Source organism: Roseivirga sp. 4D4 (assembly GCF_001747095.1).
Lineage (GTDB): Bacteria > Bacteroidota > Bacteroidia > Cytophagales > Cyclobacteriaceae > Roseivirga.
Map to the genome: position 1 here is coordinate 1,403,988 of NZ_MDGP01000001.1, position 14,860 is coordinate 1,418,847.

16 protein-coding genes are annotated in these 14,860 nt (G+C 39.9%); 11 read left to right on the top strand and 5 right to left on the bottom strand.

Annotated features, from left to right (window positions below; translation table 11 throughout):
* Positions 1–17: 17 nt before the first annotated feature.
* From BFP97_RS06100 to BFP97_RS06110, 3 genes are read left to right on the top strand one after another with little or no spacing between them, the layout of a single operon-like run.
* Positions 18–1,301, top strand: a complete 1,284-nt coding sequence (locus BFP97_RS06100; protein WP_069841559.1) for a hypothetical protein — start codon at positions 18–20, stop codon at positions 1,299–1,301.
* 8 nt (positions 1,302–1,309) lie between these two features.
* Positions 1,310–1,792, top strand: a complete 483-nt coding sequence (locus tag BFP97_RS06105) for an ankyrin repeat domain-containing protein (RefSeq protein ID WP_221406592.1) — start codon at positions 1,310–1,312, stop codon at positions 1,790–1,792.
* 4 nt (positions 1,793–1,796) lie between these two features.
* Positions 1,797–2,720 carry an alpha/beta fold hydrolase gene (locus tag BFP97_RS06110; protein ID WP_069841560.1) on the top strand — a complete coding sequence of 308 codons (924 nt, stop codon included), beginning with the start codon at positions 1,797–1,799 and terminating at the stop codon, positions 2,718–2,720.
* Between the two features lie 302 nt (positions 2,721–3,022).
* Here BFP97_RS06110 and BFP97_RS06115 read toward each other — a convergent pair whose 3' ends face one another.
* Complete coding sequence (locus BFP97_RS06115) at positions 3,023–3,763, bottom strand: hypothetical protein (protein WP_069841561.1); 741 nt, start codon at positions 3,761–3,763, stop codon at positions 3,023–3,025.
* A gap of 35 nt (positions 3,764–3,798) precedes the next feature.
* Positions 3,799–4,338 carry a hypothetical protein gene (locus tag BFP97_RS06120; protein ID WP_069841562.1) on the bottom strand — a complete coding sequence of 180 codons (540 nt, stop codon included), beginning with the start codon at positions 4,336–4,338 and terminating at the stop codon, positions 3,799–3,801.
* Between the two features lie 132 nt (positions 4,339–4,470).
* Here BFP97_RS06120 and BFP97_RS06125 point away from each other — a divergent pair, with 132 nt between their 5' ends.
* On the top strand, positions 4,471–7,653 hold the full coding sequence (locus tag BFP97_RS06125) for an AsmA-like C-terminal region-containing protein (RefSeq protein WP_069841563.1): 3,183 nt from the start codon (positions 4,471–4,473) through the stop codon (positions 7,651–7,653).
* 42 nt (positions 7,654–7,695) lie between these two features.
* Here the strand turns inward: BFP97_RS06125 and BFP97_RS06130 are convergent, their stop codons facing one another.
* A complete protein-coding gene (locus BFP97_RS06130) occupies positions 7,696–8,202 on the bottom strand; it encodes a hypothetical protein (RefSeq protein WP_139135204.1) in 507 nt (168 codons plus the stop codon).
* 129 nt (positions 8,203–8,331) lie between these two features.
* On the opposite strand from BFP97_RS06130, the gene BFP97_RS06135 reads away from it, so the two are divergent.
* The 3 genes from BFP97_RS06135 to BFP97_RS06145 all read left to right on the top strand — a co-directional run bounded on the left by BFP97_RS06135 (position 8,332) and on the right by BFP97_RS06145 (position 9,944).
* The gene (locus tag BFP97_RS06135; protein ID WP_255399370.1) at positions 8,332–9,021 is read left to right on the top strand and encodes an SGNH/GDSL hydrolase family protein; all 690 of its coding nucleotides are present in this window, start codon (positions 8,332–8,334) and stop codon (positions 9,019–9,021) included.
* Between the two features lie 270 nt (positions 9,022–9,291).
* Complete coding sequence (locus BFP97_RS06140) at positions 9,292–9,543, top strand: hypothetical protein (RefSeq protein WP_069841566.1); 252 nt, start codon at positions 9,292–9,294, stop codon at positions 9,541–9,543.
* A 5-nt stretch (positions 9,544–9,548) separates the two neighbouring features.
* The gene (locus tag BFP97_RS06145) at positions 9,549–9,944 is read left to right on the top strand and encodes a hypothetical protein (protein ID WP_069841567.1); all 396 of its coding nucleotides are present in this window, start codon (positions 9,549–9,551) and stop codon (positions 9,942–9,944) included.
* Here BFP97_RS06145 and BFP97_RS06150 read toward each other — a convergent pair.
* Positions 9,934–11,046 carry a serine hydrolase domain-containing protein gene (locus BFP97_RS06150; protein ID WP_069841568.1) on the bottom strand — a complete coding sequence of 371 codons (1,113 nt, stop codon included), beginning with the start codon at positions 11,044–11,046 and terminating at the stop codon, positions 9,934–9,936. The genes BFP97_RS06145 and BFP97_RS06150 overlap by 11 nt on opposite strands.
* Before the next feature lie 207 nt (positions 11,047–11,253).
* On the opposite strand from BFP97_RS06150, the gene BFP97_RS06155 reads away from it, so the two are divergent.
* Positions 11,254–12,054, top strand: coding sequence for a sensor histidine kinase (locus tag BFP97_RS06155; RefSeq protein ID WP_069841569.1), 801 nt, complete (start codon positions 11,254–11,256; stop codon positions 12,052–12,054).
* A complete protein-coding gene (locus tag BFP97_RS06160; protein WP_069841570.1) occupies positions 12,051–12,749 on the top strand; it encodes a LytR/AlgR family response regulator transcription factor in 699 nt (232 codons plus the stop codon). The genes BFP97_RS06155 and BFP97_RS06160 overlap by 4 nt, the downstream gene beginning before the upstream one ends.
* A gap of 6 nt (positions 12,750–12,755) precedes the next feature.
* Here BFP97_RS06160 and BFP97_RS06165 read toward each other — a convergent pair whose 3' ends face one another.
* Complete coding sequence (locus BFP97_RS06165) at positions 12,756–12,983, bottom strand: hypothetical protein (protein ID WP_069841571.1); 228 nt, start codon at positions 12,981–12,983, stop codon at positions 12,756–12,758.
* A 142-nt stretch (positions 12,984–13,125) separates the two neighbouring features.
* On the opposite strand from BFP97_RS06165, the gene BFP97_RS06170 reads away from it, so the two are divergent.
* Positions 13,126–13,545 carry a nuclear transport factor 2 family protein gene (locus BFP97_RS06170; protein WP_083262454.1) on the top strand — a complete coding sequence of 140 codons (420 nt, stop codon included), beginning with the start codon at positions 13,126–13,128 and terminating at the stop codon, positions 13,543–13,545.
* Positions 13,546–13,728: 183 nt separating this feature from the next.
* The gene (locus BFP97_RS06175) at positions 13,729–14,859 is read left to right on the top strand and encodes an efflux RND transporter periplasmic adaptor subunit (RefSeq protein ID WP_069841572.1); all 1,131 of its coding nucleotides are present in this window, start codon (positions 13,729–13,731) and stop codon (positions 14,857–14,859) included.
* The last annotated feature ends 1 nt before the right edge of the window (position 14,860 follow it).

Consider the following 14,860-nt stretch of genomic DNA (forward strand, 5'->3'; position numbering starts at 1 on the left):
AAAAGATATAATTAATTATGAAAAGTAGTCTCAACTTTTTTTGGCTGATCATGGCACTGGCCTGCTCATCTTCAAATGATTTACTACCAGCAAATAAAGAATCTAGAATAGCAGAAAAGTATTTTCAATCATTAGATAGTCAGCTCACTATTGATCAAAATCACTTTTGGGGGCAAACGCTTAAAGGACCAGTCATTTTAGTAAATCCTACGACCCGATTGTTCTATTCAAATGAAAATGATGCATTGAAGACTTTTAGCAAAATCGGAAGAATTTATGCAGATACATTACCTGATGACATTCCTATAGCCAACACTGCTTTGACTTGGAATAAAAAAAGGTGGACAATGGCAATGCTACCACTATCGGAAAATGTTAAGAATAGAAACAGATTACTGATACACGAATCATTTCATAGGATACAACCATCTCTTGGCTTTAACAGCACTAACCCTGAAAACGCCCATCTAGATCTTTTCGAGGGAAGAGTAAACATGAGGCTTGAAATTGCAGCCCTAAAACTGGCTCTTCTATCGTCAGATGACACTGAACTAAAAAAACACCTTCAGGCAGCAATACACTATAGAAGAGCAAGACACTTATACCCAAAGGCTCAAATTAACGAAAATAGGCATGAGTTAAATGAAGGGCTGGCCGAGTATACTGCTCTAATGTTAAATGGTTTTAACAGAAAAGAAGCAATTGAATTCCTCATCAATCAGGCAGAAAAATTTACTAAAAGCAATTCGTTTCAAAAATCCTTCGCCTATCTAACATTGCCTATGTATGGATTTCTTCTAAATGATCGAGATAATGACTGGCATAAAAAACTGACTGACGAGTCGATGCTCACCGATCTAATCATTGAGTCCTTCAATTTAAAAACATTAAGTGCTCTACTAATACCAAACTCTGAAGAGTACGACTATGCTACTATTGTTTCCGAAGAAAAACTATTCAGCCATGAAAACCGGCAACGAGTAGATAGGTATCAAGACTTGTTCATAAAGAGCCCTACTGTTAGGCTACCAACCTCTGGTTCCACAGGTTCATTCGACCCCAATAGGATTTATCAATTTAATCCATACGGTAAGGTATATGGAAAAGCGTCTGTAATTGCTCATTGGGGACTGTTGGAAATAAACAAGGAAGCCCTCTTTACTTCAAATGATACGGTAATGATAACTACTCCATACGAAGAACTAAATTCTATTATTTCAGGTGATGGGTGGACGCTAAAACTTAATAATGGGTGGTATTTGATAAGAGACAAAAAGAATTTTAAACCTTACCAAAAATAAATATTACTATGAAAAGAAAACAATTTATAAAAGCCAGTGCCTTAGGCATTGCCTCCTCAATTCTTGCTCCCGGAGCTCTCGCTCAACAAGAAAGACCACCAAAATTAAAAGATGAAATGGTAATGCAATTTGTCAGAAATGGCCATTTTGACTTACCTGCTGTAAAGCAAATGCTTGAAGAAACTCCATCATTGATAAACGCATGCTGGGATTGGGGAGGTGGAGATTTTGAAACTGCCTTAGGAGGAGCTTCCCATATGGGAGAGCAAAAAATTGCTAGGTATTTAATAGATAATGGTGCAAGGATGGATATTTTTTCAGCTGCGATGCTAGGTGAAATTGAAATTATCAAGTCAATAGTTTCCAATCATCCAAAGTCTATATATAGCAAAGGTCCACATGGAATAACCCTACTAATGCATGCTCAAAAAGGAGGCGAGGACTCTCTGGAGGTGGTTGAGTATTTAAAATCCAAGGGAATCGACAAGTAGGTATATGAAAATAGTAAGAATGTTCTTTCCACTTATCATCCTTACTGCGCTAATTGGATGTTCACAGAATATGTCCGATTTCGAAGGCATCAAAAAGATTAATGATACAAATCTCTATATCAAAACATTAGGAAGTGGTGAACCTCTGATAATTATTCATGGAGGCCCAGGATTAAGTCATGATTATTTCCTCCCTCACTTAGGAAAACTTTCCAAAGAATATCGGTTGATCTTTTACGACCAAAGGGGAGCTGGTAAATCATCCAAAAATCAATCTCCTGAAACTATAAATCTGAAAACATTTGCAGAGGATATTGAGGCTATTCGCAATGAATTTAGCTTAGGGAGAATTCATTTATTTTCACATTCGTGGGGAGCCAAAATAGCAAGTGAATATGCCATAAGATATCCTCAAAATGTATCAAGCCTCATTTATTGTAGTCCTGTACATCTGGCCAATGACTTTGAGAATGAAGTCAATAATATGCAAATGTCTGCAATGGACAGCTCATTTCTTTCCAAAAGAGAGAGGTTAATGAGTTCACTCGAATTTAAAAATGGAAATGTTGAGGCATATGAAAATCTGTTTATCCTTTCCTTTTCATTATTATTTAAGAAAAAGGAAAAAGTTGACTTATTATCTCTGAACCTCCCAACTGACTTTATCAAATCACAAGAATTACTTCAAGGGTTTTCTGTAGATAACCGTAGAAATTTACTTGCTGAGTTAGAAAATATACCAATAAATGCATTGATTTTGAGGGGTAAATATGATTTATCTGTTTATGAGGCTGACTCAGCATTGGCAGAAATAACTGGTGCTAATCTAATTGAATTAGAATCGGGACATTTTCCATTTATTGAATCCTATCGTTCATTCGAGAAAGCCATTATGAGTTTCATGGAAGAAATTCAAACCTCAAACTAGAGATAAAACATGTAGTTATTCTACTGAAGGCACTCCCTTTCTAACGAATTCGAACCTGTAAGCTTCAACAATAATAAAGCATGTAAACTCACAGCAAACAATGATCACAGCGTATGGTCTTACTATGCAGATAAGAATAATGCTCTTCTAAAGGGTTATGAGTTTTCACCGAAGGCGAATGGATTCAGCGAGTACTTCGTAATAGACGGCTTGGTTAATATTGAACGTTTATAGTTGTGGCAGGATACATCTATATCCATACACTTTGGTGAAGGAAGGTATTGAGAAGTGGCATTTACCAATCACCCCCCAGTTCGTTGAAACATTTTCGGGTCAATGCCAGTGGCATTCACCACTATTTCATTTACGGTGTAATTCATCGTGACGATTTTGTTATCGCTTTCGACATCCGAACAACCTTTACAATTGGGTAACTGTGTCACTCGTATGCTTGAAGGTAGCACCAGTCCATCATAGGTCTTAAAATTGCTATTACGGATCACATGAAAATTACCCTGTAAGTCCTGATATGACTCTTTAGTAATCAGGTTCGTGGCATTGTCCAAGACTATGGTAACCCTGCGGTCAAGCAAGTCGCGCATAGAAAGCTCTGTTTCCTGCTTAATGCGACTTACTAGCTTAATATCCTTTGCATGCCGCTCTCTGTCCATAAACCGGGTGAGGAAAGCGTTATGTATAAAGTCTAACTTCGCTTCCCCTTGCATCAATTTAGACCTTGTTTCTGTTCCAACCCAGGCGTCTACTCCATCAAAGCCCTGAAGGTTTACGATTCTTCCAAGCTGGTTTGACAAGCGAAACAGCATTTTACCATCCTTAGTCATGACTTGTGAGAAGATAAAGTCAGTCGACCTACCGCCCTGTTTTATTGTAACTGTCCCAAAAAAAGCGATGTTCTCAGTAGACTTTAATTTGGGCATACCCCCCATAGCCTCCAGGTTCTTCGCGATTAGCTCATCGGTCGATTGAGCAAAGACGGCAAGTGATACAAACAGTGAACAGAAACTGATAAATAAAAATCTCATAAATAATGGTTAAATGAATTGAAAGGCCTTTGTCATCAGTTTAACTTCAATGACCCGGTAAAGCGATCGACCTTTGTCTGGTCATATTGGGTAGTTTCCTCTTTGCGGTTTGCATCAGCTTTAACAAAAACTTCAATGACAGTGGATGCTATGATAATGGCTCTGTAATGAAAATCATGACGCCTTGATTTGAAGGTCATTTTCGCGCCTTTATTGGCGCCAAGCTCCCACTCCTCCCTAGTCAAGCCCTCTATATAGCCTTGACTCCTTCTGTGAAAATCGGCAGACAACTTCTTGGCCATACCTAGGCGTGAACCAAATTTCTCCAACTCCTTCTCGATTGACACATTCTCATTGGATTTAGAGATCATTAAAGCATACTCAACATCATCAGCTACAAATAGCGCCTCTTCCACGCTTCCACCCTCCACTTCCTTCACTCTAAACTCAGGTTTCCCCGGAAATTCAATAGTGAGCGATGCCAACTCGCTTTTGTAGACATAGCCTTCACTCTGGGTGTTAGATGAAATAACAGAAGTGACAACAGAGGTAATTAGGACAAGTAGCAGACGCATGTGAGAAAGATATCAAATAGCATTATGAAATTCTAATCTACCCGCTATTAGCCCATACAACATTTCATTTTCTTTTAAAAACTGAATCAATTCATAGTCCTTCTGAGCATTGAAGTGTATTTTCAAGGGCTTATGAAAAAAACACACAAGTTGAAGCGGTGGATCAAAACCCTGATGATCATTGGACTTGTTTTGGTTCTACTGATCACAACCGTTATCGGCATTGTCTACAATCAACAAGATAAGCTCATTCAAAAGGGACTCACCAGTCTAAATGAAGATTTTACTGGCCTCTTCAGTGTTGAAGGCTCACACATCTCTCCTTTCGCCAACTTCCCCTATGTATCAATTGACTTAGAAAATGTCGCCATATATGAAACTAAGTCAGACAGTGCTAAAGCCCTGGTTAGCATTCAAGATGTATACGTAGGCTTCGATCTCATTTCTATCATTAAAGGAGATTATCAGGTTAAAAAGCTAAAACTCAGTGATGGCTTTATTAAACTCATTCAACATACAGATGGGAATCTGAACGTATTAAATGCACTTTCAAGTGATCAGGTGGTTGAGGAAAAGCCCCCTTCATCCGAGAGCGCTCCTTTAAACCTTAGCCTTGAAGCCGTTGAACTGAAGAACATTGACCTACTAAAGATCAATGAAGCCAACAACCTATTGGCTGAGGTATTTGTAGAGGAGATAAATTCCAGTTTATCCATGTCGGAAGAACACATCAAAGCTAAGTTTGATAGCCGTATGCTTTTCAACCTAGTGCTAGATGGGGACACCTCTTTTCTACACGACAAACACCTTTCTTTGACTACTGGTATTGATTATGACCTCAATACCGGAATACTTGATCTGGACCCCTCTGAATTATTAATTGAAAAAGCTTCCTTTCTTATGGATGGGAAGATAGATGTAGCAGATAGTCTCAACCTAGACCTTCAATTCAGCGGACAGAAGCCTAATTTCGATCTGTTCTTAGCCTTTGTTCCTGAAGAGTACAACCCGCTAATTCAGAGATACGACAACGGGGGGACGGTTTATTTCGATGCAGATATCAAAGGACCTGCTGCTTTTGGAAAGAGCCCACACCTGGAAATAGACTTTGGCTGCGAAGAAGCCTTTGTTGAAAACCTCGAAGCCGATAAGGAGATAAATGACTTATTCTTTAAAGGACATTTTACCACCGGAGCACAGAATTCTCCGGAAACCATGTTACTCACCATACAAGACTTTACAGCCAAGCCAGAAACTGGGACATTCCGCGGAGATGTCAGGATAGAAAATTTCGATTCACCTGATATTGAAATGAAAGTTAACTCAGAGTTTAACCTTGATTTTTTAGCCGAGTTTTTCAATATCCAAGGGCTGGAAGATGTGAGCGGAAAAATAGCCCTAGATATGAACTTCCATGACATTGTTGACCTGGATGATCCTTCAAAGGCTATTGAACGACTAAACGAAAGTTATTATACAGAGCTCAAAGTAGAAGATCTAAACTTCAGGAGCCCTAATTTTCACTTGCCACTTCAAGACATTAACATCCATGCTTCCATGGATGGGCATCGGGCTGAAATAGATCAGTTTGAGTTAAAGGCAGGTAATTCAAACATTTCATTTACGGCAGACATATCAGATTTGCCGGCTATTATTCATCATACCAGTTTACCCGTGGATGTGAATATGGATATTCAATCCAAAATGATTGACCTATTGGAAATCACTCGGATGGATAGTCTAACAGACGGCTTCGATGAACAAATTCGTGACCTATCACTCGGCTTCAAATTTAAAAGCAGCGCAAAAGCCTTCACTGAGTCACCTTATTTACCATTAGGTGAGTTCTTCATTACTCAACTAAAAGCGGATTTAACTCACTATCCGCATCAGTTGCACGACTTCAATGCGGACATCATCATAGATTCAACAGATTTTAAGGTCATAGATTTTACCGGAATGTTGGACCAAAGTGATTTTCATTTTGACGGTAAACTCACCCATTATGACTTATGGTTTCAAGATGACCCACATGGCGTTTCAGAGATTGATTTCGATTTAGATGCTGAACGCATTCAACTAGAGGACCTATTTTCATATGGTGGTGAAAACTACGTACCGGAAGATTATCGCCATGAAGAGTTTAGAAACCTGAGGTTTCATGGGCTCTCCAAGTTGGAGTTTGATAAAGAATTAACAGCAGTTGGCCTGGAGCTTGATCACTTGAGTGCTTCTATGAAAGTTCATGGAATGACGCTGGAAAACTTTGCCGGTAAAATATGGGCAGATAGTTCCAAGCTCTTGATTGAAGACCTTGGCGGGAAAGTGGGTAACTCAGAATTCGTTACTGACCTTACTTATTACCTAAAACAGGACAGCACTAGTGCCGCTCACTCCTTTTCATTCAAAAGTCCAAAGCTAGACTTCGACCAACTGTTCTCCTATGTGCCTGCTCAAACTGACACCGGAAGCAGTCAAGTAGACCACGAAGCAGGGTTTAACCTTTTTGATCTGCCATTTGCCAATATGGATTTCAGCTTTGACATAGCCGAAATGAACTACCACAAATACCTGCTGGATGACTTTATGCTGGAGGGAAGAATGCAAAGAGACCACTATATCTATATAGACACCATGTCGCTTAAAGCCGCTGGCGGAGAAATGAACCTAAATGGCTATTTCAATGGCTCTGATCCTGAACAAATTTACTTCAGTCCCAATATGAATTTGAAAGATGTCGATCTGGATAAGCTACTTTTCAAGTTTGACAATTTTGGTCAAGACCAATTAATCTCGGACAATCTCCATGGGCGATTGAGTGGGTCACTCAAAGGGAAAATACACATGCATCCTGATTTGGTTCCTGCAACTGATGTTTCGGAGTTAGAAATGGATATTCAAGTCTTAGATGGAAGCCTGGTAGACTTCACTCCTTTTGAGGCACTCTCGAGTTATTTTACGGATAAGAATCTGAAACTCGTAAGATTCGATACACTCCAAAATAAGCTTACACTAAGCAATGGAGACCTTGTAATTCCCAACATGAATATCAATACCAGCCTGGGCTATTTCGAAATCTCTGGTACTCAGAGTCTCGACCTAAATATGGACTATGTAATGAGAATACCATTGAAGGTGGTTACCCGTGCAGGTTTAAGGAAATTATTTGGTCGTAAGAATCGTGATAATTCGGATCAGGTAGATGAAATTCAATATAGAGACGAATCTCGCAGAACAACCTTTCTCAGTGTAAGAGTTAAAGGAACAGCAGAAGATTATGATGTCTCCCTGGGAAGAAAAAGGGAAAGGAACTAACAAAGCATCTGTTCAATTCCCTGTTAAGGATGTGGTGAATTATTAAAATGTGTAGCCCAACTTAAATATGAAGTTTTGCGGAGCATCGATGGAAATTCCGAAGAGGAAGCGATCTCTCTCCAGATAAAGACCTCCAGAATATCCTACATCAATAAATGTATCTGTAAAATCATCTCCGGTTTCGCTTCTGAGTGCTATGCCCCCCAAAAGACTGAAGAAAAGTCTGGTTAGATTTTCGGGCTTACTGAAGTAGTATCGTCCTCCGAAGAGCGAATTAAAGGTAAAATGATCACTGGACGAATTAGTCTCTGAAGTGAAATTCATCGACAACTGTGTATCCCAAGACCATGTCTGAGCATCTCGTTTATAAAAATTAGCACCAATATGAAAGCCATTACCTGCTTCTGAATTCAATGGATCATTTATTGACAGCTTTGTGGCAAAACCGGTTGTAACCGAAAGTTCCAGTTTCTTTTCCTGTGCCTGAGCAGTTACAGACAGCATGGAAAACATCAAAATCATAGTTGAGACAAGTCCGTAAACCTTCATAGCATTCATAAGATATGGAGCGGGAAGTAAGCAGTAAATATTCAAATACGCAACATTGTTGCAGGTAATATATTCACCGCTAAATAATTCGACTCAAAACAAATTACTGAGGCAAAGGGTCTTTCATTTGTGTTATTCAGATTATCCAAAGTCTTGTTGTTAGCATTCTCCATATCACTCGTTAGCTGTGATAATACAGAGGAACCTCAAAAAGAATTAAGCTATTTGGCATTGGGGGACTCTTATACGATTGGAGAAAGTGTTAATGAAGCAGATCGGTGGCCGGAACAACTAGTGGATACACTGATCACATCAGGTATTACCATAGAAAGGCCCAGAATTATTGCCAAAACTGGTTGGAGAACGGATCAATTGAAAGACTCCCTACAAATTGATCCAGGTAGGTTCCGAAAATATGATCTTGTAAGTCTCTTAATCGGAGTGAACAATCAAGTACAAGGAAGAACACTAGATCGTTTCGAGACTGAATTAATTGAATTAATCCAAATGGCGATCAATCTAGCCGATGGTGATATGACTCGTGTATTCGTTCTGTCTATCCCCAATTATGGTAAAACGCAGTTTGGCATCTATTTGGGTGGTGAGGCAATCAGTCAGGAAATCGCTCAATTCAATGCTGTGATCAGAGAGGTATGTGATAACCTCAATATCAGATACTTCAACATCACCCCAATTTCAGAAGAGGTAATCAATGACACCAGTCTCTTAGGGTCTGATAACTTCCACCCCTCTGGCAAGATGTACAAGCTGTGGGTTGACTTGATGTTCGAAGACATCTACCAAAGCCTTCTGCGCTAGTCTATTCAAGGATTATACTCTTTTTATTGGTTAGGGGGTTGGGTAAACCTACCTCAAACGCATTACTATAATAACAAAACAAAAAAGTTATGAAAACAGTAATCGTAGAAACCAAAAACACTTTAGCAGCCGTGACAATTCTTGCAGCAGGTATTGCCTTTTTCCAAGTACTTCATATCATAATTGGATGAAAATTGACCAGCTGTTTAGCTGATTATGAATAGCCATCTGCGTTTATTATCTTGATTATCCTCAACCAAGAAGACTAGAATGCAAAAGCTATTGAAGAACGCTATTTTCAGCGTTATCCTCTTTGTTATTATCATTACCATAAACTATTTCCAGGCTGGAAAAGAATCGACAATCGAGTTTATAGAATCCTTTTGGTGGTTCTTCGTTCTCCTTCCTATCGCAATAAGACTTTATGGATGGTTCCAGGGGTTGAAACGAAAGGCGTCTCAAGCCGGATCCGATGCCGTAGATAAGCTCTTTGACAAAAAGAAGAAAAAGAGCACAGAATAAATATCATGACCCCTTTCTTGATCACAACCATTGAAGTGGATGAAGATTTCATCTCAGTATTCTCTGAGGCATCTCACCCAAAACATAATCGAGGTGGCATGTTACTGACCGATCGGATTGATGCTCTAAATTTTAGACTCAGGGAGAGCGCTCAAGGGTACTCAACAAATTTCCATGTGGCTGGTGATCCTACTCTCATCATTGTTCAACAAGGAACACTTCGGGTTTCTCTGCAAAATGGTGACTCAAAAGATTTTGGAGCGGGCAGCATGTTTATTGCGAAAGATTATTTACCTCCTGAGATCCAATTTGACGAATCGATCCATGGTCACAAGGCTGAAGTCATTGGTGAACAGCCGCTAAAGGCTGTCCACATTAAATTATCTTCTATTAGCGGCTAGCTTTGGTCTTCCACATGGCCCACTTTCTAAGTGTAGCTATGGCCACATCCTTTCCTAGCGACCCATTGGTCAAGATAATCACACCGCTCTGGTCTTCATAGTCCAGCAAAAAGCCCGATTCCCATCCATCGTTGGATCCTGCATGCCCTTGTACGGTTACCGGACCCATTTTGAGTGTCATATACCCTAAACCATATTGCCCATTGGTAACTGGATCAGGCCTTCTCATAGAGGCTAAAGTCTCTTGTGCCAAAACAGTATTACCCTTTAAAGCCGCCCTGGTAAACTTGATCATATCCTCCAAAGTCGTGTGCAATCCAGCAGCAGCTTTTGCAGTGAACCGTTCTAAGTAAATCTTCTCTCCTGCCTCATTATAGGGCGTAGCGGTATGTTGCAGCACATGACGGTCAATTGTAAAGCTGGTGTGCTGAAGATCCAATGGTCTGAATACCGTCCGCTCCATATATTGAGCAAAGGATTTACCTGTCACCTCCTCAATCATCAATTGAAGTACCGTATATCCACCTCCTGAATATTGAAATTTGGTTCTGGGTTCTATAACAACCTCAACTGGTTCGTCAGCTCGGACATCACCATTATCCCCATTCAATGACGCCTCCAAACTTGGTAACTTCTGTCTCGGGCTAAACCCAGGATATCCATGAACTGAAAGCCCAGCAGTATGACTTAGTAAAGCCCTAACGGTTACTTTTTTGCTATCAAAGGATGAAGCGGGAATCTTCCATCGACTGATATACTCCTCCACAGGTGTTTCCAGATCGATCTTTCCATCCTGAACCAGACGCATCACACCCCATGCTGTATATAATTTTGAAATGGACCCAATATTGAAGCCTGTCTCCATAGTCACAGGCCTTTTTGAAGAAACATTGGCAAGCCCTAAACCTTTTTGATAGACCACTTCGCCTTTATCAAAAATAGCGATCGCCATCCCCGGAACATTCTTTTGCTCCATGAGTGGTGGCACCTCCTTTTCCAGCAGAGCCTTTAAGGCCTTATAATCATCTTGACTTTGTGCATGGCCCAGTACTGTAGTGATCAGTATTAGAGTTACAACATAAATTTTTCGAGTAATTGACATGATTTATTTCTTTGTAAATGATTCTCGAAACTGTGCACACCAGAATTAAGAAGTCATTTTAAATGACCATCTGCTGAGGCTAGATGACGAAAATGAATGAGGTATTGACAAATGCGTTTCAAAAGGAAAATGAAGGGTTCGTCATCGATTTGCTCCAGTTGGTCATTGATCTTTGTTAGATCGTATGTCAAGTTTTACTTTTAGCCCATGACGCAGTGGCTGAAAAGGTATGTAAGGACTGTTATCGTAATAATCATATTGATTGGTTCCAGTATAGCCATGGCTCAGTTCAAACAAGCCTACGAGTTAGACCGAGATTCCAATTACGAGAATGCTTTCAAGTTTGCGCAGCTTGTCTTTTTTCTCACCGTGGCTTATGTGGTATTCACTTTTCTATTTAACAAATGGAAGGAATACAGAAGCCTTAAGAATGCGCATAGCAAAGCACAACTGGAGCTGCTCAAGAGCAAAATGGATCCACACTTCTTCTTTAATACACTCAATAATCTCTATGGATTGGCGATAGAAAAATCGGATGATACTGCTCTGATTATCCTGAAACTTTCTGAAGTCATGCGCTATACCATCTACAATGGTGAAAAAGAGTTTGTCACGTTAAGGGAAGAAATCGACTATTTGAAACAGTATATCGAGATCCATAGAATTCGGCATAAGCACAATCTTGACATAGAATTCAAAGAAGAATTACCTAGTACAGAAATACGGATCGCTCCGATGATCCTCATTAACCTATTAGAGAATGCTTTCAAGCATGGCATTGAGGCCTTAACCAAAGGTGCATACATCAAAATTGACATCAAGGCTCATGGAAGAAAAGTGCTCCTCTCCATTGAAAACAATAGGCTTCCCGGTATCTCCAAAGAAAGTGGACGGGGACTAACCTATTTAAAAGAAAGGCTAAGCCTTGTTTACCCTAAAAAGCATAATTTGAAGATTGAGCGTACCGAAAATACTTTTAGCGTGAGGTTAGAACTAGATACTTTATGATAAGATACCTGATCATAGACGATGAACCCATCGCCCATCGAATCATTGAGGGGTATGCTAAAAACCTCAGCCAGTTGACCAAAGTCGGCAATTGCCATAGTGCCTTTGAAGCACTTGATCTACTTCAAAGCCAAACGGTAGACCTTATCTTTCTTGATATTAACATGCCTCAACTCAGTGGTTTTGATCTTTTAAAGACCTTATCCAATCCACCAAAAGTCATTGTCACTACAGCATACCAGGAGTTCGCACTGGAAGGTTATGAATTAAACGTGATTGACTACCTGCTCAAGCCCTTTTCATTCGAGCGCTTTCTAAAAGCCGTTAATAAAGTCAAGACATCTTCAAAGAAGGCCGTCAGAGAAAATGTAGATGAGCAAGCTGACGAGAGCATCTTTCTGAAACAGGATCGAAAACAAAGGAAAGTTTGGCTGAATCAAATACGCTATGTAGAAGCCTATGGAAACTATTGTAAGGTTCACCTGGAGGAAGAGGTGCTTATAACACCAGAAAGGATTTCTGCACTGGAATCTTTACTTCCACAGAAATCCTTTCTAAGGGTTCATAAATCTTTTATCGTGGCCAGCTCCTACATAGAAGCAATCGCTGGAACCAAAATTCAAATAGGCAATAGGTTTGTACCGATTGGACAGACTTATGCCAATGCTGTAAAGCGATTATTGAAAAGTGAGTAGGTAACGCTAGGTTTTCTTTCCTGCATTCTTACCGTCAACCCATCTTCCGGCTTTTACCTCGCCCAGATAAGTTACAGTCTTACTCTTTTCATACTGACGGACAGCAAATTCCATTTCGGCCTTCGTGTCCCTTCTTATTTTTACTCCAGTACTGGAGCCTTTACTTCTTACTTCTAAATAAAAACCTTCTTTTAAGGTAGGTGGTTTAGTTGCTGGTCTTCCCTTTTTCTCCATCTATATGTTTGATTCTCTTCAATGCGACTTCATTTTTGATGCAATGAAGTCCGATGGCTCAAAAGGTAATCAAAAATCAGTTTAGATCATTGTAGAACTTGATAATCTTAACGAAGCGAAGCTCAAACAATTCGTTGAGCTTATGGATTTAATAGACATGAAAACTATTGCTTTAACGCTCTCCTTACTCACTGCCTTAATCCTTCCTAAATCTCAGCACATGTCTCCAGAAGAAATAGTCCAAAAGCAACTAGACACCTATAATGCAAGAGATATTGATGGATTTATGAGTGTTATGGCCGATGATGTGAGTTTATATAACCTAGGGCAGTCTGAACCTATATCATCCGGATATAAAGCGGTAAGAGCAATCTACAAGAACCTATTCGAAAAATCTCCTAAACTAAACTCTGTCTTGGCCGATCGCATTGTAATGGGAAACAAGGTCATAGACCATGAGAAAATCACTGGAAGAATGGGAAACGATGACATCTTGGAACTCGTGGTCATCTACGAAGTAGAGGGTCAAAAAATCCATAAAATCACGGTGATTCGTGAATGATTACGGTATACGTGAACAACAACCTTTCCTACGAGTATTTCACCATTTATCAAGTCCTTGAGGTCACTTTTAAACCATCGAAGTCCATTCAACTCTATAATCAATGCTGTTCACATAAAAAATGATATTTCGCTGAACAATAAGTGAAGGAATTGCATTGTAAACTTCAGTTAACGTTAAACTATGACAAGAAAGATTTTAGGATTCGTCCTCGGACTTATTTTTTTGGCTGGAGCTGGCTATGTAGCCAAGTCCCTCATCGATAGTAATACAAGGCCTGTCAGAGAAGTTCCCAAAACAATCAAGACTGTATTTACAGAAACAGCACTAAACGGAGACATTCCGATAGTAGTCAAGGCAAGTGGCAATCTTGTAGCATCAAGAAAGATTGAACTCTATGCCGAAGTACAAGGCATCTTTAAGGAAGGGAGCAAACCCTTTAAATCAGGACAACCCTATCGCAAGGGTGAAGTTTTGCTAGACATTGACAGTCAGGAGTTTTATACCAGTCTTTTGGCCCAAAGGAGTACGTTATATGACTTGATCACGGGTATGATGCCTGATCTCAAGTTTGATTACCCTGAGTCATTTGATCATTGGGAAAAGTACCTGAAAACCTTTGACTTAAAGTCCGATCTGAAGGTATTACCAGAACCAATCAATGATAAGGAACGCTACTTCGTCAATGGGCGACAAATCGTCACTACATACTACAACATCAAAAACCTTGAGGAGCGATTTAAAAAGTATCAAATCACAGCCCCATTCAATGGAGTCATCACCGAATCATTGGTCAATCCTGGCACATTGATACGTTCGGGCCAGAAGCTGGGCGAATTCGTATCCATGAATGATTTTGAACTCGAAGTGGACGTCAACGAAGAATACATCGATATTCTTAGAGTGGGCGAATCAGTTTTATTGAATGACCTATCTGGAGAACGAAACTGGAAAGGCATAGTCAGAAGAGTTAATGGTAGGCTCGATCAAAGTACACAAACCGTCAAAGTATTTATTGGCTTACAAGGAAAAGACCTGATAGAGGGCATGTACCTGGAAGCGAACATAGAAGCCAGGTCAGAGAAGAACGCCATAGAAATACCAAGAAGCCTGCTCAATAACGAAACAGAGCTGTTTGTGGTGGAAGATGATAAACTAGCCATTAAGCAGGTTAACCCAGTCTACTTCACTGATCGTACAGCCATCGTCAAAGGACTTGATGATGGAGCACAGTATGTGAGTCGTCCATTGCCAGGAGCTTACAGCGGCATGTTGGTAAAAGTTGCACAGAGTTCAGGAAATATTGAAAGGTAAA

Excerpts from the sequence above, each read along its gene's own strand:
- BFP97_RS06175 (WP_069841572.1), top strand. The coding sequence starts at position 13,729 with ATGACAAGAAAGATTTTAGGATTCGTCCTCGGACTTATTTTTTTGGCT.
- BFP97_RS06140 (WP_069841566.1), top strand. The coding sequence starts at position 9,292 with ATGCAAAAGCTATTGAAGAACGCTATTTTCAGCGTTATCCTCTTTGTT.
- BFP97_RS06155 (WP_069841569.1), top strand. The coding sequence starts at position 11,254 with ATGACGCAGTGGCTGAAAAGGTATGTAAGGACTGTTATCGTAATAATC.
- BFP97_RS06130 (WP_139135204.1), bottom strand. The coding sequence starts at position 8,202 with ATGAAGGTTTACGGACTTGTCTCAACTATGATTTTGATGTTTTCCATG.
- BFP97_RS06100 (WP_069841559.1), top strand. The coding sequence starts at position 18 with ATGAAAAGTAGTCTCAACTTTTTTTGGCTGATCATGGCACTGGCCTGC.
- BFP97_RS06125 (WP_069841563.1), top strand. The coding sequence starts at position 4,471 with ATGAAAAAAACACACAAGTTGAAGCGGTGGATCAAAACCCTGATGATC.
- BFP97_RS06145 (WP_069841567.1), top strand. The coding sequence starts at position 9,549 with ATGACCCCTTTCTTGATCACAACCATTGAAGTGGATGAAGATTTCATC.
- BFP97_RS06110 (WP_069841560.1), top strand. The coding sequence starts at position 1,797 with ATGAAAATAGTAAGAATGTTCTTTCCACTTATCATCCTTACTGCGCTA.
- BFP97_RS06105 (WP_221406592.1), top strand. The coding sequence starts at position 1,310 with ATGAAAAGAAAACAATTTATAAAAGCCAGTGCCTTAGGCATTGCCTCC.
- BFP97_RS06170 (WP_083262454.1), top strand. The coding sequence starts at position 13,126 with ATGGATTTAATAGACATGAAAACTATTGCTTTAACGCTCTCCTTACTC.
- BFP97_RS06120 (WP_069841562.1), bottom strand. The coding sequence starts at position 4,338 with ATGCGTCTGCTACTTGTCCTAATTACCTCTGTTGTCACTTCTGTTATT.
- BFP97_RS06165 (WP_069841571.1), bottom strand. The coding sequence starts at position 12,983 with ATGGAGAAAAAGGGAAGACCAGCAACTAAACCACCTACCTTAAAAGAA.
- BFP97_RS06115 (WP_069841561.1), bottom strand. The coding sequence starts at position 3,763 with ATGAGATTTTTATTTATCAGTTTCTGTTCACTGTTTGTATCACTTGCC.
- BFP97_RS06160 (WP_069841570.1), top strand. The coding sequence starts at position 12,051 with ATGATAAGATACCTGATCATAGACGATGAACCCATCGCCCATCGAATC.
- BFP97_RS06150 (WP_069841568.1), bottom strand. The coding sequence starts at position 11,046 with ATGTCAATTACTCGAAAAATTTATGTTGTAACTCTAATACTGATCACT.